At 67.7% G+C, this 21,381-nt stretch carries 24 protein-coding genes; 13 read left to right on the forward strand and 11 right to left on the reverse strand.

Features of this window, described 5'->3' with window-relative positions; genetic code table 11:
- Positions 1–90: 90 nt before the first annotated feature.
- From AC0685_RS03135 to AC0685_RS03185, 11 genes are all read left to right on the forward strand, one after another.
- The gene (locus tag AC0685_RS03135) at positions 91–570 is read left to right on the forward strand and encodes a YqeB family protein (RefSeq protein ID WP_478224000.1); all 480 of its coding nucleotides are present in this window, start codon (positions 91–93) and stop codon (positions 568–570) included.
- Positions 567–1,223: a TetR/AcrR family transcriptional regulator gene (locus AC0685_RS03140; protein ID WP_478224001.1), complete on the forward strand. Its 657-nt coding sequence runs from the start codon at positions 567–569 to the stop codon at positions 1,221–1,223. Before AC0685_RS03135 ends, AC0685_RS03140 begins: the two co-directional genes overlap by 4 nt.
- A gap of 39 nt (positions 1,224–1,262) precedes the next feature.
- Complete coding sequence (grpE, locus tag AC0685_RS03145) at positions 1,263–1,748, forward strand: nucleotide exchange factor GrpE (protein ID WP_478224002.1); 486 nt, start codon at positions 1,263–1,265, stop codon at positions 1,746–1,748.
- Positions 1,745–3,586 carry a dynamin family protein gene (locus AC0685_RS03150; protein WP_478224003.1) on the forward strand — a complete coding sequence of 614 codons (1,842 nt, stop codon included), beginning with the start codon at positions 1,745–1,747 and terminating at the stop codon, positions 3,584–3,586. The genes grpE and AC0685_RS03150 overlap by 4 nt, the downstream gene beginning before the upstream one ends.
- The gene (locus AC0685_RS03155; protein WP_478224004.1) at positions 3,583–3,768 is read left to right on the forward strand and encodes a hypothetical protein; all 186 of its coding nucleotides are present in this window, start codon (positions 3,583–3,585) and stop codon (positions 3,766–3,768) included. The genes AC0685_RS03150 and AC0685_RS03155 overlap by 4 nt, the downstream gene beginning before the upstream one ends.
- A gap of 109 nt (positions 3,769–3,877) precedes the next feature.
- Positions 3,878–4,597 carry a DUF6802 family protein gene (locus tag AC0685_RS03160; protein WP_478224005.1) on the forward strand — a complete coding sequence of 240 codons (720 nt, stop codon included), beginning with the start codon at positions 3,878–3,880 and terminating at the stop codon, positions 4,595–4,597.
- Between the two features lie 407 nt (positions 4,598–5,004).
- Positions 5,005–6,828 carry a phosphoenolpyruvate carboxykinase (GTP) gene (locus tag AC0685_RS03165; protein ID WP_478224006.1) on the forward strand — a complete coding sequence of 608 codons (1,824 nt, stop codon included), beginning with the start codon at positions 5,005–5,007 and terminating at the stop codon, positions 6,826–6,828.
- 85 nt (positions 6,829–6,913) lie between these two features.
- Complete coding sequence (locus tag AC0685_RS03170) at positions 6,914–7,786, forward strand: LLM class F420-dependent oxidoreductase (protein WP_478224007.1); 873 nt, start codon at positions 6,914–6,916, stop codon at positions 7,784–7,786.
- A complete protein-coding gene (locus AC0685_RS03175; protein WP_478224008.1) occupies positions 7,783–8,388 on the forward strand; it encodes an ABC transporter ATP-binding protein in 606 nt (201 codons plus the stop codon). Before AC0685_RS03170 ends, AC0685_RS03175 begins: the two co-directional genes overlap by 4 nt.
- Complete coding sequence (locus AC0685_RS03180; protein WP_478224009.1) at positions 8,382–9,629, forward strand: DUF6297 family protein; 1,248 nt, start codon at positions 8,382–8,384, stop codon at positions 9,627–9,629. Before AC0685_RS03175 ends, AC0685_RS03180 begins: the two co-directional genes overlap by 7 nt.
- A gap of 76 nt (positions 9,630–9,705) precedes the next feature.
- Complete coding sequence (locus AC0685_RS03185) at positions 9,706–10,281, forward strand: EndoU domain-containing protein (protein WP_478224010.1); 576 nt, start codon at positions 9,706–9,708, stop codon at positions 10,279–10,281.
- Here the strand turns inward: AC0685_RS03185 and AC0685_RS03190 are convergent.
- Entirely contained in the window at positions 10,278–10,553 is a 276-nt protein-coding gene (locus AC0685_RS03190; RefSeq protein WP_340687212.1) for a helix-turn-helix domain-containing protein, read from the reverse strand. The genes AC0685_RS03185 and AC0685_RS03190 overlap by 4 nt on opposite strands.
- A 217-nt stretch (positions 10,554–10,770) precedes the next feature.
- The gene (locus AC0685_RS03195; protein WP_478224011.1) at positions 10,771–12,387 is read right to left on the reverse strand and encodes an alpha/beta hydrolase; all 1,617 of its coding nucleotides are present in this window, start codon (positions 12,385–12,387) and stop codon (positions 10,771–10,773) included.
- A gap of 204 nt (positions 12,388–12,591) precedes the next feature.
- On the opposite strand from AC0685_RS03195, the gene AC0685_RS03200 reads away from it, so the two are divergent.
- Positions 12,592–12,870 (forward strand): DUF3311 domain-containing protein, encoded by a 279-nt coding sequence (locus AC0685_RS03200; protein ID WP_340687210.1) that lies wholly within the window; start codon positions 12,592–12,594, stop codon positions 12,868–12,870.
- Positions 12,867–14,510 carry a monocarboxylate uptake permease MctP gene (mctP, locus tag AC0685_RS03205; RefSeq protein ID WP_478224012.1) on the forward strand — a complete coding sequence of 548 codons (1,644 nt, stop codon included), beginning with the start codon at positions 12,867–12,869 and terminating at the stop codon, positions 14,508–14,510. The genes AC0685_RS03200 and mctP overlap by 4 nt, the downstream gene beginning before the upstream one ends.
- A gap of 1 nt (position 14,511) precedes the next feature.
- Here the strand turns inward: mctP and AC0685_RS03210 are convergent, their stop codons facing one another.
- The 9 genes from AC0685_RS03210 to AC0685_RS03250 all read right to left on the reverse strand — a co-directional run bounded on the left by AC0685_RS03210 (position 14,512) and on the right by AC0685_RS03250 (position 21,329).
- A complete protein-coding gene (locus tag AC0685_RS03210; RefSeq protein ID WP_478224013.1) occupies positions 14,512–15,132 on the reverse strand; it encodes a hypothetical protein in 621 nt (206 codons plus the stop codon).
- Between the two features lie 252 nt (positions 15,133–15,384).
- On the reverse strand, positions 15,385–16,602 hold the full coding sequence (locus AC0685_RS03215; protein WP_478224014.1) for an RNA polymerase sigma factor: 1,218 nt from the start codon (positions 16,600–16,602) through the stop codon (positions 15,385–15,387).
- Positions 16,599–16,979, reverse strand: a complete 381-nt coding sequence (locus AC0685_RS03220) for a YciI family protein (protein WP_478224015.1) — start codon at positions 16,977–16,979, stop codon at positions 16,599–16,601. Before AC0685_RS03220 ends, AC0685_RS03215 begins: the two co-directional genes overlap by 4 nt.
- Complete coding sequence (locus AC0685_RS03225; protein WP_478224016.1) at positions 16,979–17,335, reverse strand: YciI family protein; 357 nt, start codon at positions 17,333–17,335, stop codon at positions 16,979–16,981. Before AC0685_RS03225 ends, AC0685_RS03220 begins: the two co-directional genes overlap by 1 nt.
- Before the next feature lie 57 nt (positions 17,336–17,392).
- A complete protein-coding gene (locus AC0685_RS03230) occupies positions 17,393–17,668 on the reverse strand; it encodes a hypothetical protein (protein ID WP_478224017.1) in 276 nt (91 codons plus the stop codon).
- A 1-nt stretch (position 17,669) separates the two neighbouring features.
- Positions 17,670–18,593, reverse strand: a complete 924-nt coding sequence (locus tag AC0685_RS03235) for a bifunctional helix-turn-helix transcriptional regulator/GNAT family N-acetyltransferase (protein WP_478224018.1) — start codon at positions 18,591–18,593, stop codon at positions 17,670–17,672.
- Positions 18,594–18,827: 234 nt separating this feature from the next.
- Positions 18,828–18,989, reverse strand: coding sequence for a hypothetical protein (locus tag AC0685_RS03240; protein WP_172843476.1), 162 nt, complete (start codon positions 18,987–18,989; stop codon positions 18,828–18,830).
- 275 nt (positions 18,990–19,264) lie between these two features.
- Entirely contained in the window at positions 19,265–20,455 is a 1,191-nt protein-coding gene (locus AC0685_RS03245; protein WP_007032375.1) for an ATP-binding protein, read from the reverse strand.
- Between the two features lie 112 nt (positions 20,456–20,567).
- Positions 20,568–21,329, reverse strand: coding sequence for a MerR family transcriptional regulator (locus tag AC0685_RS03250; RefSeq protein ID WP_478224019.1), 762 nt, complete (start codon positions 21,327–21,329; stop codon positions 20,568–20,570).
- Positions 21,330–21,381: the final 52 nt, after the last annotated feature.

Genomic DNA, 21,381 nt, shown 5'->3' on the forward strand with positions numbered 1-21,381 from the left:
GACCGCGGTCAGGCGCCGGAAGGCCTCCAGGCAAGTAGTCGACTAAAGGCGCGGATTGATAAACCGAGCGCTCGGTCTAATAATGGGCGCATGGAAACGATCGTCGACGAGCCCCAGTGGCTGCGCACGGCCTCTTGGGTCGGCTGTCCGCTGGCGGGCGCCGCGCTGGGCTGGTTCCTCCAGTCGATTTCGGGCTGGGTGGCGTCCCTGAGCTGGGTCCCGTTCAAGGGCCCCTTCCAGCTCGTCTCGGACATGCCGCGGCCATGGGGCATGGTCACCGGGATCGGCGTCGGCCTGGCCCTCGGCCTGTTCTTCGCCGCGGTCTGGGCGCACGAGCGGCTGATCGTCAAGGTGACGCCGACCCGCATCACGCTGACCACCAAGGGCCGCAGCCGCGCGTACGAAGCACAGCTGGAAGCCGTCTTCCTCGACGGCAAGGAGCTGGTCCTGCTCGCCGCCGACGGCCGGGAACTGGTGCGGCAGAAGGGCGACGTCGACCGCAAGGCCGTCGCCAAGGCCTTCCTCGACCACGGCTACCCGTGGCTTGACGAGCCGCCGGCGGTGAAATGAGGACGGTCGACCCGGCCAAGCACGAGGCGAAACGCCGAGCCATCCTCGACGCCGCCGCGGGCTGCTTCGCGATGAAGGGCTTCGAGAAGACGACGACGGCGGAGATCTGCCGCGCCGCGGGGATCAGCACCGGCAGCCTCTTCCACTACTTCCCGAACAAGCGCGCGGTGTTCGTCGGCATCTTCGAGCAGGACGCCGACGAGACCGCGGCCCTGCTCGCGGCCGCCGAACAGATCGAGGATCCGGGGGAAGCCATCCTCCAGGTCATCACCCACGTATCGGAACAGCTTCTGCACCCTGTCATCGCCAAGCTCGTCCTCGAGGTCGCGGCGCAGTGTTCCCGCGACGCCGATCTGGCCAGGCTCATCCAGGGCAACGACCGCGCACTGCGCGACGGTCTCGTCGGCCTGGTGACGCGGGCGGTGGACGCGGGCCGGATCGATCCCGGTTTCGATCCGAAGACGGTGGCCAGCTGGCTCGTCGCCTTGGTCGACGCCCCGCTTTCCCGCGTGATTCTGGAGCCGGACCTCGATCCGGCGGCGGAACTCGCGGTGATGAAGGAGCTGATCGCCAGATTCCTCCGTCCCGTTCTGCCGATTCCGCCCCCGGCTGGCGGGCACGTGCCCGACACTGGTGAAATCTCCCCGGGCTGATCGGTAGGCCCGGGACACCAGTTACGGGGGTCGATTCGGGTGGGTGCCTGGCTGCGCAAGAAGGCGGTCGAAGACGTGAATCCGGACGACGTGCCGACCGGTCAGATCTCGGCGGCGATCATCGCCGAAGCGGTCGGCGAGACTTCGCCGACCGAGGGAACCGAGGCCGTCGAAGCCGCGTCGAAGACCGATGTGGAGTCCACGACCACGGGTCCGGCCGACCTCGAACAGGCTCTCGCCGACAGGCAGGCGCTGATCCAGCTGTGCCTGTACGCCCTCGATCGCGCCCGCAGCGGCGGCGTCGTCGAGCGGCTCGAACACGGTCTCGCCGGGATCGGCGTCCGTGCCCTGCGCCCGGACGGTGAGCGGTTCGATCCCGCCGTGCACGAGGCGGGCGGCGCGGTCGCGACCGAGGATCCGGCGCTCGAAGGGCTCGTCGCGGAGACCGAGGTGGTCGGTTTCGCCGATCACGAGCGGGTCCTGCGCGCGCCGATCGTCATCGTCTACGCGAAGAAGGCCCTGTGACCGCTCCGAGCGCTGCGGCGAATCTTCCGGCGGTCGTGAAGAGCACGCGCGAACAACTGCTCACTGTCGTCCGCGAAGCCGATCCTCAGGCCGCGAAGTGGGTCGAGGACATCCGGAAGGCGCGGCCGAAGAAGCCGTCGGTCGTGGTGGTCGGCGAGACCAACCGCGGCAAGAGCTCGCTCGTGAACGCCCTCCTGTCCATGCCGGGACTGTCCCCTGTGGACGCCGACGTCGCCACCGCGACGTATCTCGTCTTCGAGCACGCCGAGCAGTGGGCCGCGCAGGCCTGCTATCCGGGCCAGCTGGCGCCGGTGCCGATCAACCTCAACGATCTGATCCACTGGGTTTCGGCCGCGCACGAACTGCCGGAAGGGCAGATCCCGCCGCGTTACGTCGAGGTCTCCGGCCCGGTCCCGCTGCTCGAACGAGTGTCCATTGTGGATACTCCCGGGGTCGGCGGGCTCGACTCGATGCACGGTGAACTCGCGAAGGAGGCCGCCGCCGGCGCCACCGCGCTGCTGTTCGTCGTGGACGCCTCCTCGCCGTTCACCTCTCAGGAGCTGCAATTCCTGCACGACATGGGCGAACGCGTCGAGACCGTGCTGTTCGCGCTGACCAAGACCGACCAGTTCCGCGGCTGGCGCGAGGTCCTCGAAGCCGACCGGCGGCTGCTCGCCGAGCACGCCCCCCGGTTCGCCGACGCGGTGTTCCACCCGGTTTCCGCGCGCATGTTCGAGACGGCGGCCAAGGCCCCGAACGAGCAGATGGCCACGATGCTGCGCGAGAAGGCCGGGATCGCCGCGTTGCAGGGCGCGTTGCAGGAGATGCTGGTCGGCCGCTCGGCGATGCTGGGCGAGGCCAACACCCTGCGCGCGCTGTCGAGCGCGCTCGGCGAGCTCAAGGCGAAGCTTCAGGCGGAAAGCCGCGCGCTGTCCGCCGGTGAGGCCGAAGCCGAACAGCTGCGCCAGCGTCGTGACGACCTGACCACCGAACGCCGGTCTTCGACGCGGGGCTGGCAACTGAAACTGCGCGCGGAGATCCAGCGGACCCGCGTCGAGGTCGGGCACGAGACCAGCAGGCAGATGCGCGACGCGTCGACGCATTTCCGGCAGCTGATCGACGGCGCGAAACGGGACGCCCTCGCCGCGCTGCCCCAGCAGGTCGACATCGCGTTGCAGACGACGTCGCAGCGGATCTCGATGCTGCTCTCGCAGCGGCTCAACCAGGTCACCAACGTCGCGCTTTCGGAGCTGTTCTCGCCCGAAGAGCTCGAAATCATCCGCGGCCAGTTCGCCAGGGCGGGCGGCCCGCCGGTCGTGCTGCGCCCGCCGGACAAGAAACCGCCGACCGCCGAGGACAAACTGCTCATCTTCATGGGGGTTTCCGGTGGCCTCGGCGCGGGCAAGGTCGCCGCGCTGCCGCTGGCGGGGGTCGCGATCCTGAACCCGGTGATCCTGCCCGCCACGATCATCATCGGCCTCGGCGCCGGCTGGTGGATGGCGCGGACCCGCAAACACGCGTCGGACAAGCAACATATGAAGCAATGGCTGGTCGAGGCGATCGCCGACGCGCGGTCCACGCTGGACCAGCTCGTCGCGGAGCAGCTGATCGAGGCCGAACAGCAGCTGTCGATGGCGCTCGACGAAGCCCTCGGCCGCCGCATCGACGCGATCGAGGCGGAGCTGAAGGAAGTCGACAAGACGATCAAGATGGGCGCGCAGGAGCGGGCGAAGAAGATCTCAGTGGTGGCGAAGCGCCTGAAGGACGTCTCGGACGGCCGAGACCGCGCTGAGGCCCTGCTCGGTCGCATTCGGTCACTGCGCGACAATCAAGCGTGACCTTTCCCCCGCAACCCGCGAAGCTGCGGCGGCTGAGCGAAATGGCCCGTGACCCTCAGGGCCGCAAGAAGCTGATCCTGCGGGTGCTCCGCGCCATCGTGGCGGTGGTGATCCTCATCGTCGGGGTGGTCCTCCTCATCGGCGTGGTGATCGCTCCGGCGATCGACCATCTGTCGAAGTGACCCGCTCCGGACGGTTCAGGCGGGTGGTCCTGTTGTGGACCGGAACCGAACCGGCCTACGGTGAGTCATAAGCTTCGACACACCAGCAGGTCAACGAGGGGGTTATCCCATGTGGGTCGACGAGAGCGGCGGCACGGACACCGAGACTGGCTCCACGGAGGCGGTCACTGTCCACGTTGACGGCGAGGAGTACCAGGCCGAGCTCAACTACGACCTCGACAAGGACGGCGTCAACGACGCCGCGGTCATCCAGCACGAGGACGGCACCGGCCAGGCGTTCGTCGACACCGACGGCGACGGCGAAGCCGACCAGTACGCGGTGCTCGACGAGAACGGCAAGGTCGTCCAGGAGGCCGTCTACGACGAGGCCTCCGGCTCCTGGGTCGAAGCGGGTGGCGGCGGCAACGACGACGGTTCCGACGCGGGCACCAGCGGCACCATGCACGCCGACATGCCCAGCGGCGACGTCGAGGTCGGCCCGCCGACCATCGACACCGACGGTGACGGAACCCCCGACACCGCCGTCGTCCAGACGGAGGACGGCCGCACGATCGCCTTCACCGACAAGGACGGCGACGGCAGCGCCGACATCGCGGTCGAGACCGACGCCTCCGGCAACTCCAAGACCTACGAGCACACCGGGCCCGGCCAGTGGACCGAGGTCGGCAGCGGCGTGGTCAACAACGACATCGGCGCGGCTTTCGCGACCGTCCCGGCGACCGAAGGCGACCCGGCGGGCGACGCGGCGTGGGGTGGCGCGGGCACCGAAACACTCGAAGGTGTGGCGAAGATCGATTCCGCCACCGGCCAGTGGATCAGCCCCAACTGATTCCGGAATTGGCCTGGACCAATGCAAGAATGGTTCAGGCCAATTCGAAGCGGCAATTCCTGTAATCCTGGTCACAGAACAGCCCGGTGCGGCACCTCGTACCGGGCTTTCTCATGTCCGATTCGTCCTTCGCGCGCCTCGCGCTTGTGCCGTCGATCACCGGAAGAATTTCTGCGTATGGCCCATTCCGGTGATACTGAATCGATTCCCTTATCGTTCTTGTGAGAGAACCGACAGGTCAGCTCTCGGTTACCTGCCGGTCATCCGGCTACTCTCGGGGAATCCCAAAACCCGCACACCGGCTTTCCCGCCGGTGTGCGAAGCCATTCGGTCGCCGGCATCGAAGCCCGCATCGGAACAGCGTCGTTCCCGATGTGGGCTTCTGCCGTCGGAAGTCAGGAGTAGAGATGACCGCAGTCGCCATCCCTGGACTGGAAAATGCGCCGACGACGCACAGTGGCGTGCTGTCCTGGGTCCGGGAGGTCGCCGAACTGACCACTCCGGACCGCGTGGTGTGGGTCGACGGGTCCGACGAAGAGGCCGCGCGGATCAACGCCGAGCTGGTCTCGGCTGGCACGTTCGTGCAGCTCGACGCGAAGCCCAACTCGTACTGGGCCGCTTCCGACCCGAATGACGTCGCCCGCGTCGAAGAGCGCACCTTCATCTGTTCGCAGAACGAAGAGGACGCCGGTCCCACCAACAACTGGATGGACCCGGCCGAGATGAAGGCCACGATGACCGAGCTGTACCGCGGATGCATGCGCGGTCGCACGATGTACGTGATCCCCTTCTGCATGGGCCCCCTCGGAGCCGAGGACCCCAAGCTCGGCATCGAGATCACCGACTTCGCCTATGTCGTCGCCTCCATGCGCGTGATGACCCGCGCCGGCAAGGCCGCGCTGGACAAGTTCGTCACCGAGGACGGCACCGAGCGCGCGTTCGTCCCCGCCCTGCACTCCGTCGGCGCGCCGCTGGAGCCGGGCCAGGAGGACGTCTCGTGGCCGTGCAACACCACCAAGTACATCTCGCACTTCCCCGAGACCCGTGAGATCTGGAGCTACGGCTCCGGCTACGGTGGCAACTCGCTGCTGGGCAAGAAGTGCTACTCGCTGCGCATCGGCTCGGTCATCGCCCGCGACGAGGGCTGGCTGGCCGAGCACATGCTGATCCTCAAGCTGATCTCGCCCGAGGACAAGGTCCACTACGTCGCGGCGGCGTTCCCGAGCGCCTGCGGCAAGACCAACCTCGCCATGCTGCAGCCGACCATCCCCGGCTGGCGCGCCGAGACCCTCGGTGACGACATCGCGTGGATGCGGTTCGGCGAGGACGGCCGCCTGTACGCGGTGAACCCGGAGTTCGGCTTCTTCGGCGTCGCGCCGGGCACCGACTGGCACACCAACCCCAACGCGATGCGCACCATCGAAAAGGGCAACACGGTCTACACGAACGTCGCGCTCACCGACGACGGCGACGTCTGGTGGGAGGGCATGGGCGAGAAGCCCGCGCACGCCACCTCCTGGAAGAAGCAGGACTGGACGCCGGAGTCGGAAGAGAAGGCCGCGCACCCGAACTCGCGCTACTGCACGCCGATGTCGCAGTGCCCGATCCTCGCGCCCGAGTGGGACGACCCGCAGGGTGTGCCGATCTCGGCGATCCTGTTCGGCGGCCGCCGCAAGACCACGGTCCCGCTGGTGAACGAGGCCCGCGACTGGCAGCACGGCGTGTTCATGGGCGCCACCATGTCGTCGGAGACCACCGCGGCCGCCGCCGGAGCGGTCGGAAACGTGCGCCGCGACCCGATGGCCATGCTGCCGTTCCTCGGCTACCACGCCGGTGACTACTTCAAGCACTGGCTGGACCTCGGCAAGAACGCAGACGCGGACAAGCTGCCGAAGATCTTCTACGTCAACTGGTTCCGCCGTGGCGACGACGGCCGCTTCCTGTGGCCGGGCTTCGGCGAGAACTCGCGGATCCTGAAGTGGGTCATCGACCGCGTCGAGGGCAAGGGCAACGCGAAGGAGACCCCGGTCGGTTTCGTTCCGAACGCCGAGGACCTCGACACCGACGGCCTCAAGGAGCCGCTGGCCGACATCCAGGCCGCGCTCGACGTCTCCGCCGAAGAGTGGCGCCAGGAACTGCCGCTCATCGAGGAGTGGTTCGAGAAGATCGGCGACAAGGTCCCGTCGTCGCTGCGTGACGAACTGGAGGCGCTCAAGCAGCGTCTCGGCTGATCGTCCGAACGTCGGAGTGGGCCTCATCCCCGGAGTCATTCCCGGGGATGAGGCCTTCTTCTTTCGCTCTCGGTACCGTGGCCGCATGGTCAAATTCGGCGTCAACATGGTCGTCCCGGAGAGCCGTGCGGCGTGGGTCGAGAAGTGCCGCAAGGCCGAGGGCCTCGGATTCGACGTGATCGGCGCGGCCGACCATCTCGGCATGGCACCGCCGTTCCCGGCCCTCGTGCTCGCCGCCGAGGTGACGAGCCGCCCTCGGCTCAACACCTTCGTCATCAACACCGCCTTCTACAACCCGGTGCTGCTGGCCCGCGACGTCACCGGCACGGACCAGTTCACCGAGGGCAGGCTGGAGCTCGGCCTGGGGGCCGGTTACGTGAAAGCCGAATTCGAAGCGGCGGGTATTGAGTTCCCCCGCGCCGGAAAACGCGTCGACCACCTCGAAAACACCATCAAAGAGCTCAAGCGTCTCTATGCCGACGTAAACCACAAACCGCCGACGGTGCAGAAGCCGGGTCCGCCGCTGATGATCGCCGGACGCGGCGACAGGCTGCTCACCCTCGCCGCCGAACACGCCGACATCATCGGATTCACCGGCACGGCGGCCGTTCCCGACGGCGGCGCGCTCGCCGTCGACGACGCCGCCGGAATCGAAGAGCGAGTGAACTTCGTCCGCGGAAAACTGAACGGCCGCGCTGCCGAATTCAATATCCTCTCGCATTTCGTCGCCGTGGTCGAAGACCGGCGAAAGGGTTTGGAGAGCCTGCGAGAGCTGCTCGAAGGCAACCTCACCGTCGACCAGCTCGCCGAACTTCCGACGGCTCTCGTCGGCACCCACGAGCAGATCGCCGAACAGATCCTTGCCCACCGCGAGCGATTCGGTTTCACCTATTTCACCGTGCTGGAGCACAACATGGACGCGCTCGCACCGGTGATCGAGTCGTTGCGCGGCCAATGATCGACGTACGCGGGCTCGGCGTCCAGGCTGGGGAGCACTGGCTGTTCGACGGACTCGATTTCGAGGTCGAGGCGGGCGAATGTGCCGTCATCGTCGGCCCCAACGGGGTCGGGAAGTCGACCCTGCTGCGGTGCCTGTACGGAACGCAGACCCCGCAGCGGGGCCGCGTCGTCGTCGCGGGCGGTAAGCCCGACGAACGCGATGTTTCCTTCCGCCGCAAGGTTTCCGTGCTGTTCGACGATTCCGACTTCTTCGCCGAGCTGACTCCGCTCCAGCATCTCGAACTGCTGGAGGGCTCGTTCGGCGCCGAGCTCGGCGATTTCGACGCGCTCCTGGCGGACGCGGGCCTATCGGAACGCGCGAAGGTCACGGCGGGCAAGTTCTCGGCCGGGCAACGCCGTCGTCTGCTGCTCCTCGGTGCGACGGCGCGGCCGCACGACGTCCTGCTGCTCGACGAGCCCGAGCGGGCGCTCGATGCCGCCGGGAAGGAGTGGCTGACGTCGTTGATCAAGCGGTCGACCGAGGCCAGGGCGGCCGTCGTCGTGGCCACGCACCATCCCCCGCTGCTCGAAGCGGCCGACTCCACGCTTGAGTTGTGGTGACCACGAAAGCGCCCACGCACGTCCCCGGACGACAGCGATTCGGCGGCCTGTTCAACGGCGACTACCAGACCTTCTTGGCACTGTTCGGTTTCGGCGCGCTGTTCACCGCCTTCCAGAACCTGCCGAAGCTCCGGGATTTCCTTTTTGGACAGTCCGTTGTGGACTTCCCGGCGGTGTTCGGGCTGCTGATCGTGCTGTGCGCGATGTTCTGGCGCGGCCTGCTGCGCCGCGGCTTCGTCTGGGCCGAGCCGGCGGCGCTGACATGGATGGACTTCGCCCGCGTCGACCGGCGCCGTGTCGTCGTCAAGCGGATGTGGACGCTCTGGTTCGCGCTGGTCCTGGTGGTCGGCTACACCGGGGCACTGGTCACCGCGATCGGCGGCGGCTCGAAGGACGTGTGGATCGCGATGTCGGCGCTGACGGCCTCCGGGGCGATCCTGGCGGCGGTCACCGCGCGGCGGACGGCGATCCGCGGGGAGACGCTCGCGCCGGTCGTGCTCGCCATGGCCGGCCTGGCGGTCGCCGTCGCGGGGTGGGGCCCGATCGCCGTCGAGGTGCTGGCGGGCGCGTTGTTCGTGGTGGCGGTCGCGGTGGCCTTCGGTGGCGAGCCGATGTCCGGGGCCGGGCGTCAGGAACTCGTCGACGGCTGGAACGCGCGACTCCTGCGGGCGATGGCCGCGGTCTTCATGGATCCCATGCTGCTGATCCCGGAATCGAAGCCGGTGCCGTGGTTGTCGCTGCGGAGGCCGACGACGCTGCGGCTCGCGTGGGCCGGGGTGCTCGGCCGGATGCGCTACGCGGCGGCCAGTGTGGTGATCGCGTGCCTGGTCGGCGTCGCGCACCTGGCCTTTCCGGCCATCCCGGTCGCGCCGCTGTTCGCGCTCGGCGCGTACGCGGCGCTCGTGCCGTTCGTCGGCGGGCTCGGCGAACTGTGGCGCAACCCCGGCCGCAGGCGCTGGCTCGGCGCGTCCGACTGGGAGTTGCGGCTGGTCAACGGCCTGGTGGTCGCGCTGCTCGGCCTCGCCTGGGGGCTCCTGGCCGGCCTGGTGACGCTGACGCTCGGAGCGGTCCCAGACTGGCCGGTGTGGCTGGCGATCCCGCTCGCCGTCGTCGCCGCGTCGCGGACGGCGACCCGGCCGCCGATGAACTACGACGTCAGCGGCGGAGCGGCCGGATTCCAGGCCCTGCGGGGAGTCGATGTGCTCGTCGTCGGTGCCGTCTTGCTCAGCGTGATCGCCTGAGGTCACCCGTTCCCGCGTTCGGATCATTCGAATACTCCGAACGCGGGTTACCCTCGATGCGACGAAAGGAGCACGAGTGGGCGGCGGGCACGCACCGGGAAAGGGGCGGCGGGCGACCAGCGAGTTCCCCGCGGGCTGGACCGACGAGCAGATCATCGCGGTGATCAAGGACGTCGCGAACGATCCGAGCGAACCCCGCGTCAGACTCCACAACGGCCGCTGGCGGTGCGCCGGCGAACGGTACGGCGTGCACCTGATCGTGCTGGTCGAGGACAACGGCCACGTCAAGACGGGCTATCCGGTGGCGGGCCCCGGCGTGGTCCGCAACCCAGACACCGCCGCCGACCCGGCGAACCCGACCGTCGCCGACCTGGCCGCCGGCCGGATCAGCTTCTTCGGCGACAGCCTGCTCGACCAGATCTCCGGCCGGATCGCGCCGGACGTCCTGGCGTTCTACCGCACCTTGCACTGGTCGGGTGAGTGGGAAGAACTGGCCGACGTCCTCGTCGCGCACGCGATGAACGAGAACCTGCGGCTGGGCGTGGACGAATACGCCACGCTGGAAAGCCTGCTGAACAGCTTCGACCTGCCGATCGACGGCTTCCTCTACCTGAACGACCGGGCACACGCCCTGGCCGCCCTGCGCCCCTAACTCGCTTCCGCGACCTGTGAGGTGCCGTGCTCGGCTGCCGCTCGCAGCACGTCCAGCGGCAGCCCGACGGCGTCCGCGATCGCCATCACCGTGAAGAAGGCGGGCGTCGGGATCCGCCCGGTCTCGATCTTCCGGAGCGTCTCGACCGAGATCCCGGCCTCGGCCGCGACCTCGACCATGCTCCGCGACGACGCCGCGCGCGCGTCCCGGAGCGCCAGCCCCAGCCGCTCGCCGCGTTCGCGTTCCTCGTCCGTCAACGGCACTCGCACCATGGCGCCAATACTAATACCGGTACGGCCAGGCGCACGCGAGATCCGCCTTCAGTCACGCGAGTTACGGCTCCGATCACGCGACTTCGGTCCAGGCGACCGAGTTGTCCCCACCGAGTTACCCCCAGCCTGTGGACAACTCTGTGCACAGGTCGTGGACAACCCCAAGAAAAGGGCCCCGCCGAGCCGAAACTCGACGGGGCCACAATCCCTAGTGGCTTCAGGCGCCCGCTGGCACCGGAAGTGGGAGTCCGGGGAGGCTCTGGTCGTTCGGCACCTTGCCGTCGACGAGGTAGTCCTCCACGACCTTGTCCACACCCGCGTTGCCGCCGGCGTAGATACCGTGGTCACCCTCACCGGTCACGGTGATCATCCGCGAGCCGGCGAACGCGCGGTGCGCACGGGTCGCGCCCTCGAGCGGGGTCGCCGGGTCGTTCACCGACTGGACGATCAGCACCGGCGGGACACCGCGGCCGTCGAGCTTCGGCAGGTCGACCGGCTTGTTCTTCCAGAAGATGCACGGCTGGATCAGCCAGCCGGCGCCGAGCAGCGGCAGATCGCGGTCGATCAGCTTCTGCGACTGACGGATGACGCTCTGCCGGTTGCCGGTCCACTTGCCCTCGTTGCAGGGGATGGTCCAGAAGCTGGCGTTGTAGGAGTCGCCGTCGGTCGGGACGAACAGCGGCTGCGGGCCGATGACGCCGTCACCGTCCACCGTCTCCGCCTTGACCTTCTGCGCGGCCGTGGCCTTCTGCTGCTGCGTCGAGGTGCCCTCGGTCAGCGTCTTCAGATTGACCAAGTAGTCGGCGAGTGCCGTGAAGTTGCGCTTGTTGTAAAGGTACGACGCGATGGTCGAGTCGAGGGCGTTGGCAGACACCGGGACGCCGTCCACCTCGACCGGGTTCTGCGTCAGCGCGAAGCGCACCTTCTCGTAGGTCTGGCGTGCGGCTTCACCGGTCTTGCCGAAGCCGTAGACCTTGTCGTACTTGCCGATCCACGGCAGGAAGTCCTGGCGCCAGCGGCGCTCGAAGCCGAGCGGCTGCCAGTCGAACGAGTTCTGCCAGGTGGTGGTGAACTCGGTCGCGGAGTCGAGCAGGAAGCGCCCGGTCCGGGTGGGGAACTGCTGCGCGTAGTGCGCGCCCATCCAGGTGCCCGCCGAGTAGCCGACCCAGTTGATCTTGTCGCGGCCCAGCAGGACCCGCAGCAGGTCGATGTCGCGGATGGTCTGCGCGGTGTTGATGAGCGGGCCGAGCTCGCCGGACTTCACCTGGCAGGAGTCCGCCGCGTACTTGGTGGCGTCCAGGATCAGGTTGAGGTTCGCCCGGCTGCGGTCGCGCGGGTCGAGGTCCGAGCCGGTGCCGATCGCGTTGCCGCAGGTGATGTTCGTGCTCTTGCCGGTGCCGCGCGGGTCGAGACCGATGATCTCCTGGTTCACGCGCAGCTTCGTCTGGTTACGCAGACGGGCCGGGAAGTTACGGCCCGGAGCGCCGGGGCCACCCGGGTTCGTGATGACGCTGGCCGTCGCCTTGCCGCTGGTGGCGGCGAGGCGGCTGACGGCGATCGTCAGGTCGATGTTCTCGTTCGTCTTGTACCAGTTACGCGGCGCGCGGTAGGTCGCACACTCGATGTTCTCGGCCCCCGGAGGCGGCGCGGACGGCAGCTCACTGGCGGTGCACTTGTGCCAGTCCAGCTTCTGGTCCGCGTACTTCGCCGGAATGTTGGTGGAGTTCAGCGGCTGCTGCCCGGCAGCCTCCGGCCCTGCGAACGCAGGCGTGAACCCGGCCAGCATGGTGCCGGCGACAGCCGGGATCACCACCGCATAGCGGAGTTTCTTCATCCGATGCCCCTTTGATCTTGCGTGCGAAGTTCCTGTTCGCGACTTGCGGCTATTGATATCCGGCGGGGACTCCGACGGCAACCGCCCTTCGTCGTATGGGGCGTCGCTGATCAAATCGATATCGGGCACGCGTGACCCGGGCGGGGGAGAGGTTCTAGGGTCATCGGGACCATCCGGGGGTACGGGAACGTTAGGTGAGGTCCGATGGCGTCAGGTAAGGCAGACGGGAAGGTGAGGGGCTTTCAGTTCAGCCCCTGGAACCTCCTGTTGATCATCCCGTTGCTGGTGCTGATCACGTCCTTGTTCAATTCGGACGGTCCCCGGCTGTTCGGGATGCCGTTCTTCTACTGGTTCCAATTCGTGTTCGTGGTGGTCGGTGTCGTGTGCACCTGGATCGTCTACGTGATGACCAAGGACAAGCCGACCAGTGAGCGTCCCGATCGGCTGTCCGTGGACGAGCTCGACGAGGGGGACGTCAAGTGACCAACATCCAATGGCCAGAGCTGATCATCTTCACGATCCTCTTCGCGGTGGTCACCGTGCTCGGCTTCGTCGCGTCGCGCTGGAAGGCCGGCAACACCCTCGACCACCTGGACGAATGGGGTCTCGGCGGCCGCAAATTCGGCTCGTGGATCACCTGGTTCCTGCTCGGCGGTGACCTCTACACGGCGTACACGTTCGTCGCCGTCCCCGCGCTGATGTTCAGCGCCGGCGCGATGGGCCTGTTCGCGCTGCCGTACACGATCATCGTCTACCCGATCGTGTTGATGCCGGCGCTGCGCATGTGGTCGGTCTCGCGCGTCCGCGGCTACGTCACGCCAGCCGACTTCGTCCGCGGCCGGTTCGGTTCGCCGACGCTGGCGCTGCTGATCGCGATCACCGGCATCATCGCGACGATGCCGTACATCGCGCTGCAGCTCGTCGGGCTCGAAGCGGTGCTGCGGACCATGGGCATCAACGGCTCCGGCATCGTCGGTCACCTGCCGCTGCTGGTCGCCTTCATCATCCTGGCGGTCTACACCTACCAGTCGGGTCTTCGCGCGCCCGCGCTGATCGCGTTCGTCAAGGACATCCTGATCTACCTCGTGATCATCGTGGCGATCATCTACCTGCCCTCGAAGCTCGGCGGCTGGTCGGCGATCTTCGACGCGGCCGACGCGAAGTTCGACAAGACGCCGTCGCAGGCGGACGGCATCCTGCTCAACGCCAACAACCAGTTGCAGTACGCCACGCTGGCGCTCGGTTCGGCGCTCGCGCTGTTCCTGTACCCGCACTCGCTCACCAGCGTGCTCGCCTCGCGCGGCCGCAGCGTGATCAAGCGGAACATGGTCGCGCTCCCGGCGTACTCGCTGGTCCTGGGCCTGCTGGCGCTGCTCGGCTACGTCGCGATCAGCGCGTCGGTCTCGCCGATCACCAACAACGCGACCGGCAAGCCCGACACGAACACCGTCGTCCCGGTGCTGTTCGACACGCAGTTCTCGTCGTGGTTCGCCGGGATCGCGTTCGCCGCGATCGGCATCGGCGCGCTGGTGCCCGCGGCGATCATGTCGATCGCGGCGGCCAACCTGTGGACCCGCAACATCTACAAGGAGTACATCAAGAAGAACGCGACGCCGGGCGAGGAAGCGAAGCAGGCCAAGCTCGCTTCGCTGATCGTGAAGTTCGGCGCGGTGGCGTTCATCCTGTTCATCGACCCGCAGTTCTCGATCGACCTGCAGCTCATCGGCGGTGTGCTGATCCTGCAGACGCTGCCCGCGGTCGCGATCTCGCTCTACACGCGGTGGTTCCACCGCTGGGGCCTGATCGCCGGCTGGGTGGTCGGCATCGGCTGGGGCCTGATCATGCTCTACAACATCCCCAACCCGGCGACCGGTAAGGCGCACTTCGGTGGCTCGGCGCTGAAGCTCGGCGATCTGTCGATCTTCGGCTGGCACCCGTTCAGCGGTTCGCCGATGCAGATCTACGTCGGTTTCGTGGCGTTGATCGCGAACCTGCTGATCGCGGTGATCTTCACGGTGATCGCGCGGCGGCTGAAGGTCTTCAACGGCACGGACGACACCGAGGCCGAGGACTACCACGCCGATGAGCACGACAAGGATCTCCGCGAAATCGGCGTCCACTGAGTCAGCTGTGAGAAGGGGCCGCGTCCTGCCGGGACGCGGCCTTTCTCGTGGCCGCGGTCGCCGCCAGGTAGAGGACGAGGCTGTTCAGCAGGTGCCAGAGGAAGTGCGTCCCGGCGGGGAAGTTCCCGCAGACCGTGTGGTCGGCCGTGCGGAACGAAAGGGACACCCCGAAGACACCGGCGGCTACGGCGAATCTGCGCCGGTCTTCACCCCGGAGGATGACCGCGAAGACCACGAGCCCGATCAACGCCGAGAGGTACAGCCCGCCGCCCAGCGACGCGACGACGGCGGTGAAGGCGAGGAACACGGGGATGCCGAGCCAGGACAGCCCGCGGCGGACGCCGAAGAACACGTGCGGGAACACGGCGGCGTAGTACAGGACGAACACCAGGATGAAGCCGGTGTCCGCGGCAGCGGACCAGCGGGTGGCGAGCAGGTGGAAGGCCGTGCTGCCGAGGAACACCAGTCCGATGAGGACTCCGAACACGCGGCCTTTCGGTTGCCGCCAGACGGCGATCGCCGCGATCAGGAAGGCGAGATTGCTGAGGCTGTTGAGCGGCTCGCCCCAGAGGCCGGGGGCGAGGCGTTCGCAGTAGCCGTCGACGTACGCCGTCCAGTTCACTCCTCCAGAAAACCCTGCCCGCGTGAACTGCGGATGTCTTCGACGTCGCTGCTTCCGCTTTCGCAACACGTCCACCGCTGCCCCGCGCCCCCTGCACCGAGTTGTCCACACCCACCCGCCGTTGTGGACAACTCGCCCCCGAATCCCTCCGGACCCCGCCCCGCGACAGCCCCTCCCGATACGCTGGTGCGGGGCGCGCCCCCCTGGGAGTGGTGGGGGTTGGGGTACGCGCGGAGCAAGAAAAAGCGCTGGTCAGAGAGCTGTCGCGCAGGCCGTCAGGCGTCGGGTGAGGAAGCGGCGTTGCGGTTCCGAGCAGGGCAGCGCGAGCGCTCGCCGGTAGTGCTCCGCGGCTCGCGCCGGGTCGCCGGCCCGCAGCCACAGGGCGCCGAGGACGGCGGGCAGCAGGGTGTAGTCCGGCAGGTCGGCCTCGATGGCTTCGAGTTCGGCGATCCCGGCGACGGCGCCATCCACCATCGAAAGCGCGATCGCGCGGTTCAGCCGGGCCACCGGTGACGGCCGCAGCGCCAGCAGATCGTCGTACAGGCCGACGATCCGGCGCCAGTCCGGCGGCGAAGCCGTGCTGTGGCACAGCGCGATCGCCGCCTCGACGTGGTACGCCGACATCTCCGGCCCGGTGCACGCCCGCTCGAAGAGCCGCGTCCCCTCGGTGATCATCGCGTGGTCCCAGCGGTCCCGGTCCTGCTCGTCGAGCAGCAGCAGGTCACCCTCCCGGTCGACGCGCGCGGGCAGCCTGCTTCCCTGCAACAGCATCAGCGCGACCAGCGCCCGCACCCTCGGCAGATCCGTCTTCGGCTCGGCCAGCAGCAGCCGCCCCAGCCGGATCGCCTCCCCGCACAGCTCGCCGCGCACCGCGACCTCGCCGGTCGTCGCGTCGTAACCTTCGTTGAAGAGCAGGTAGAGCACGGCCAGCACACTGTCCACTCTGGACTCAAGCGCGTCCGGCCCCGGCAGGGAGAGCGGCTTCCCCGACTCCCGCAACCACTTCTTCGCCCGCACGAGCCGCTGCGCCACCGTCGCCGGTTTCGTCAGCAGGGCCGCCGCGATCTCGTTCACGCCGAGCCCGCCGACGGTCTTCAACGTCAGCGCCACCTGCGAGACAGTCGGCAGCGCGGGATGGCAGCACAGCAGCATCAACACGAGTTCGTCATCCGCCCGACGGCCGGTTGCGTGACCGTCGAGCTCCACGAGCCGGGGCAGCAGGGCGCGCAACGTCTGCTCGCGCCGGACGACGTCCATCGCCCGGTTCCGTGCGGCGCGGAACAACCAGCCCTGCGGGTTGTCCGGCACCCCGCACTGCGGCCAGGTGCGCAGCGCCTGTTCCAGCGCATCGGCGACGGCCTCCTCGGCCAGGTCCAGCCGTTCGGGGCCGAGCGCCCTGGCCAGCGTGGCGACGATCCGCCCGGCACTGTGCCGGAACAGATGCTCCACCACGCCGGCCGGGCGGCTCATGAAAGCCCGAAGCGGCTCAGGTGTTCTTCACGTGGAGTGTCGAGCTCGAGCGCGATCTCGCTGACCACGAACATCCCGACACCGTCCACCGCGATCGGATGCGTCTCGAACAGCTTCGCCGCTTCGTCGAGATCAGCGGCTTCGACCACGAGATAGCCGGCGACGATCTCACTCGCTTCGGTGAACGGTCCGTCGGTGATCGTCCCGCCGCGCACCACCCGCGATTCCGGGGCCGGCCCGGCGGCCGCGACCAGCTTGCCGGACGATCGCAACTCCTCCTGCCAGGCGAAGTACCGCTCGATACCGTTCTCGGCCGGGCCTTCACCGGCGGGCTCGGAATTCTGCGGGAAGGTCATCAGACCCACGAACTTCGGCATCAGTCCTCGCAACCGCGTTCGCCGACCTTGCGCACCTCGATCGGCCCGAACGCCAGATGCGGATGCGTCGCGAAGATCTTCTCCGCCTGATCGAGGTCCGCGGCCTCGATCACCTGATAGCCGCCGACGATCTCGGTGGCTTCGGTGTGCGGCCCGTCGGTCGCGCCGACCTCGCCGCCCGAAGCGCGCAGCACCCGGCCGCTCCTCGACAGCCCGCCGCCACCGACGAAGCGGCCCTCCTTGGTGCGTTCGTCCGCCCAGGCCAGATAGCTCTCGAGCACGCGTTGCGCCTCATCGGGGCCGAGGTGGTCGTGCGAGTCCGTCGTGGAACGGATGAATCCGATGTAGTGGGGCATGGTGTCCTCCCTGGGAATCGATGGTCCCTAGACGAACGAGCCCGCGGCAAATCGACATCAGTACCGGAACAGCCGGTCGTGCAGTTCCCGCTGCCGCGCGAACCAGGCGCCCAGCCTGGTCCGGCGCCGCCTGCGTTCCACCACCTGCCGGACTTCGCGTACACAGGGTTCGTGGGCCGCGAAGGCCTTCCCGGTCAGGAGGACGGCGTAGTGGCCATCCGGGCAGCGACCGGAAACGGAGATCATGCCCGGTGCCAGGTCGTCGACAAAATCGATCGAACTGACCCCGACCACGGACCGGCGATCGCAGGTGGGGAAGCAGACGACGAACACCTCACAGCTCCAGCCGCCATGTCTGCCCGGTCAACTCGTATCCGAAGCCCGTGATCGTCTCTTCGCTCACCAGCTGGAAGCCGGCCTTCCGATAGATCGCCCGTGCCGCGTCCAGCAGCGAGACCGTCCAGAGCTCCATCGCCGTGTAGCCGGATGCCCTCGCGAACTCGACGCATTCGGCGACCAGGCGTTTCCCTACGCCCCGTCCCCGCGCGGCCGGTTCCAGGAGCAGCATCCGCAGTTTCGCGGTGGTGCCGTCTTCGGCGGGCATGCAGAAGATGCTGCCGACGCGCTCGCCGTCGAGTTCGGCGATCCAGCTCGCTTGGCGCGGGTCTCCGCGCCGGTCGACGTACTCGGCGACGACACGGGCGACGAGTGCTTCGAAGCGTTCGTCCCAGCCGTACTCGCGGGAGTAGAGGGCACCGTGGCGATGAACGACCCAGCCGAAGTCGCCCGGACGGGGCGGGCGCAGGACCAGCGCGGGACTCGAGGCGCGCTCGCCGACCAGCGAGGTGATCGTGTCCATGGCGCCGAGCAGCCGCTCCTGCTCGTCTTCACCGAACTTGCCGAGCAGCGAGCCGATCCTGCCCACCGACCGTTGGTCGAGGACGGCGAAGGCCTTGCGACCGTCCTCGGTCAGCCGGACGATCTGACGGCGGGCGTCCTCGTCACTGCGTTCGCGGGTGAGGAGACCGCGCCCTTCGAGTCTCGCGAGCAGCCTGCTCGCGTATCCGGCGTCGAGGTCGAGACGTTTGCGCAGGTCGGTGACCTGGGTCGAATCCTGCTGCGCGAGTTCGAAGATGACCCTGGCTTCGCTCAGGGAGTACTCGGCGTCGGCCGGTCCTTCGTCGAGGACGCCGATCACGCCGGTGTACAGGCGGTTGAAGGCCCGGACGGTCGCCACCCGGTCCGCGGATCGATTCATTTGACCACCTCAACAGATTCGTTGACTGGGTCAAGTGTTACTCCGCGAAGCGGTGAAGGCAAGAAATCTTTCGGGGGTGGACATATGGAAACCCCGTGATGCTGCCAGGTCGGGGGTCCGCCAGCATCACGGGGTCGTAGTGGGTATCGACGCCGCGTTCCGAGGCGTTACATCTCACGCACTATGTGTCGTAGGTCACTCGAATGGGCGACACCTACAACGGTTGTTGTCGGGTCAGCGCATGTGCGTGTGACGCGCCTGGGAGATAGCGATGAGCTCCTGACGAACGGTCGCGGTGGCCGCGGTGTCGATCGCCCGGTTCAGGGCCCGGCGAGTACGAGCCTCGGCGCGACGGGCACGGAGCTTGGCGGCGATGTTGTTCATCGGTTTTGTCATCCCCTTGGGAGTAGATCTTGCGTCTTCGTGGCTGTGCTTCTAGTATGCACCCTTTTTCACAAGGATGCCAACGATTATCCGGTGACTTGGCACACCTGCCGATGAATCATCGGCAACAGGAGTGTAAAACCGGAGAGATTTGGTGGCGCCGGTCACTTCTTGGTAACGCCGCAGTTATCTAGGTTTTTTCCTATACGGCCGAAGAGGGTGCGATGAAGTGGCGGTAGGTGTTTCTACCGCTTTCTAGCGCTGAGACAATAAAGCTGGAGAGAGACTTAGTCCCGGCCGAGCAGGTAGTGGCCGAAGTGCGGCACGGTGAAGGCGATGTGCCCGCGTTCGGCGGAGTACACCAGGCCCTTCTTCATCAGGCTGTCCCGCGCCGGAGACAGTGACGAAGGCTTCCGTCCCAGGTAGACGGCCACATCGGCGGTACCGGCGGACTCGTCCCGGCCCTGGGTCAGCTCGGCCATCGCGAGCAGGTACTCGCGCTCGGCCGGCGTCGCGCGCTCGTAGCGGGAGCCGAAGAAGCCGACCGCGAGCTCCGATTCGGCCTCCGGCGCCGCGACCTGGACGTCCTTCACGGTGATGGGATCCGCCGGCGCGGCATCCCAGGCGGCCTTGCCGTAGGCCTGGATGAAGTACGGATATCCGCCCGACGCGTCGAACAAGGCGTCCAGCGCCTCCGGTTCGATGCCCGCGTCCTCGCGTTCGATGGGTGCCATCACCGCGAGGTCGGCGTCTTCGCGCTCCAGCCTGTCGATGCGCGCGTAACGGAAGAGGCGTTCCGAGTACGACTTCGACGCCGAAAGGACGGCGGGCACGTGCGGCAGCCCCGCGCCGACCACGACCAGCGGCGCCCCGGACTGCGAGAGTTCGTGGCAGGCCGCGCAGAGCGCGGAAACATCCTCCGGCAGCAGGTCCTGGATCTCGTCGATCAGCAGCGCGACCCCGGTGCCGACGTCGGCAGCCAGCTCCGCGACTTCGGTGAACAGCTCGACCAGGTCGATCTCGATGTCGCCCGAATCTGCGCGGCCCTGCGCGGCGGGCACGTCGATACCCGGTTGCCAGCGGTCACGGAGCTTCGCGTCCGGTTTGTTGGCGCGCAGCGCGAACGCCTTGAGCACGCCGAGCACCTGCTCGACCCGGTCCGGCGCGCGATGGCGCACGGCGAGGTCGCGGATCGCGCGGTGCAGCGCGGCCGACAGTGGCCGCCGGAGTTCGGTGTCCGGGCGGGCCTCGATCTTGCCCGCGCCCCAGCCGTGCTTGATGGCCCGCGAGCGCAGCTCGCCCAGCAGCACGGTCTTCCCCACGCCACGCAGGCCGGTCAGCATCAGGCTGCGTTCGGGTCTTCCCCGCGCGACCCGTTCGAGCACGACCTCGAAGGCCTGGAGCTCGCGGACGCGACCTGCCAGCTCGGGCGGCCGTTGACCGGCGCCCGGGGCGAAGGGGTTGCGGATGGGATCCACTCTCACACGCTATCGGCGTTTCTAGCGTGGACCCGATATTCCGCCATAGAGGGATAGGCGTGTCGCGACGGGTTACTCCGAGTGGACGGGTCTGCAGCCCCGTCCCTCGTTCTTAGTCGCGCAGGTTGCGCTCGGCGTAGACCGCCATCGCGTCACGGATGTACTCCGCGGTGCCCTCGCCGTGCTTCTCGTCGTACTGCCCGTAGCGCGGGTCGTCGACGTACAGCTGCCCGAGTCCGGCGAAGTAGCCCTTCGACACGGCCCGCACGGCCGGCCGAAGCCACTCGTACAGGCGCTGCGTGATCGCCTGGGCCTCGTCACCGTCGGCGGGCAGACCCTTGGCGCGGGCCTCACCGAAAGCGGCGGCGATGTCCTTCTGTTCCTGCTGGTGCGCCTTCTTGTCCTCGGCGCTCAGCGACTTCCACCACCGGTCGCCCTGCTTGTAGGCGTCGGCGCCCCAGCGTTCGGTGACCTCCTTTTCGTACTTCGTGTGGTCGAAGCCGTCGAACACTTCCGTTGCCATCAGTTGTTCACCTCTTTCTGTCTTCCTCAAGGTCGTCCTGACCGATTCGATCTGCCGTCCGAGCCGCTGTCGCTCCTGCTCCAGCCACTTCAGGTGCGAGCGCAGCGCCGCCGTTGTGTCCTGCTCCCCTTCGAGGACTTCGCCGATCGCGGGCAGGCTCAGCCCGAGTTCGCGAAGCAGCAGGATCCGTTGCAGCCGCACCAGCGCGTCCTGGTCGTAGTAGCGGTATCCGTTGCTCCCCACCCGGCTCGGTTCGAGCAGCCCGATGTCGCCGTAGTGGCGCAGCGTGCGGCTCGTGGTCCCGGCCGAGCGGGCGATGTCCTGGATCGACCACTCCTTCTCGTTCGGCATGTCCACGAAGGTAGAGGTTGACGTTGCGTCAAAGTCAATCGAAGTTCACCCG

This window comes from Amycolatopsis sp. NPDC043889, from assembly GCF_056435645.1.

Coding starts and splice junctions, on each gene's coding strand:
- AC0685_RS03160 (WP_478224005.1), top strand. CDS start 3,878: ATGTGGGTCGACGAGAGCGGCGGCACGGACACCGAGACTGGCTCCACG.
- AC0685_RS03165 (WP_478224006.1), top strand. CDS start 5,005: ATGACCGCAGTCGCCATCCCTGGACTGGAAAATGCGCCGACGACGCAC.
- AC0685_RS03195 (WP_478224011.1), bottom strand. CDS start 12,387: ATGAAGAAACTCCGCTATGCGGTGGTGATCCCGGCTGTCGCCGGCACC.
- AC0685_RS03240 (WP_172843476.1), bottom strand. CDS start 18,989: ATGACAAAACCGATGAACAACATCGCCGCCAAGCTCCGTGCCCGTCGC.
- AC0685_RS03140 (WP_478224001.1), top strand. CDS start 567: ATGAGGACGGTCGACCCGGCCAAGCACGAGGCGAAACGCCGAGCCATC.
- AC0685_RS03135 (WP_478224000.1), top strand. CDS start 91: ATGGAAACGATCGTCGACGAGCCCCAGTGGCTGCGCACGGCCTCTTGG.
- AC0685_RS03250 (WP_478224019.1), bottom strand. CDS start 21,329: ATGCCGAACGAGAAGGAGTGGTCGATCCAGGACATCGCCCGCTCGGCC.
- AC0685_RS03225 (WP_478224016.1), bottom strand. CDS start 17,335: ATGCCCCACTACATCGGATTCATCCGTTCCACGACGGACTCGCACGAC.
- AC0685_RS03170 (WP_478224007.1), top strand. CDS start 6,914: ATGGTCAAATTCGGCGTCAACATGGTCGTCCCGGAGAGCCGTGCGGCG.
- AC0685_RS03220 (WP_478224015.1), bottom strand. CDS start 16,979: ATGCCGAAGTTCGTGGGTCTGATGACCTTCCCGCAGAATTCCGAGCCC.
- AC0685_RS03200 (WP_340687210.1), top strand. CDS start 12,592: ATGGCGTCAGGTAAGGCAGACGGGAAGGTGAGGGGCTTTCAGTTCAGC.
- AC0685_RS03175 (WP_478224008.1), top strand. CDS start 7,783: ATGATCGACGTACGCGGGCTCGGCGTCCAGGCTGGGGAGCACTGGCTG.
- AC0685_RS03215 (WP_478224014.1), bottom strand. CDS start 16,602: ATGAGCCGCCCGGCCGGCGTGGTGGAGCATCTGTTCCGGCACAGTGCC.
- AC0685_RS03235 (WP_478224018.1), bottom strand. CDS start 18,593: ATGAATCGATCCGCGGACCGGGTGGCGACCGTCCGGGCCTTCAACCGC.
- AC0685_RS03190 (WP_340687212.1), bottom strand. CDS start 10,553: ATGGTGCGAGTGCCGTTGACGGACGAGGAACGCGAACGCGGCGAGCGG.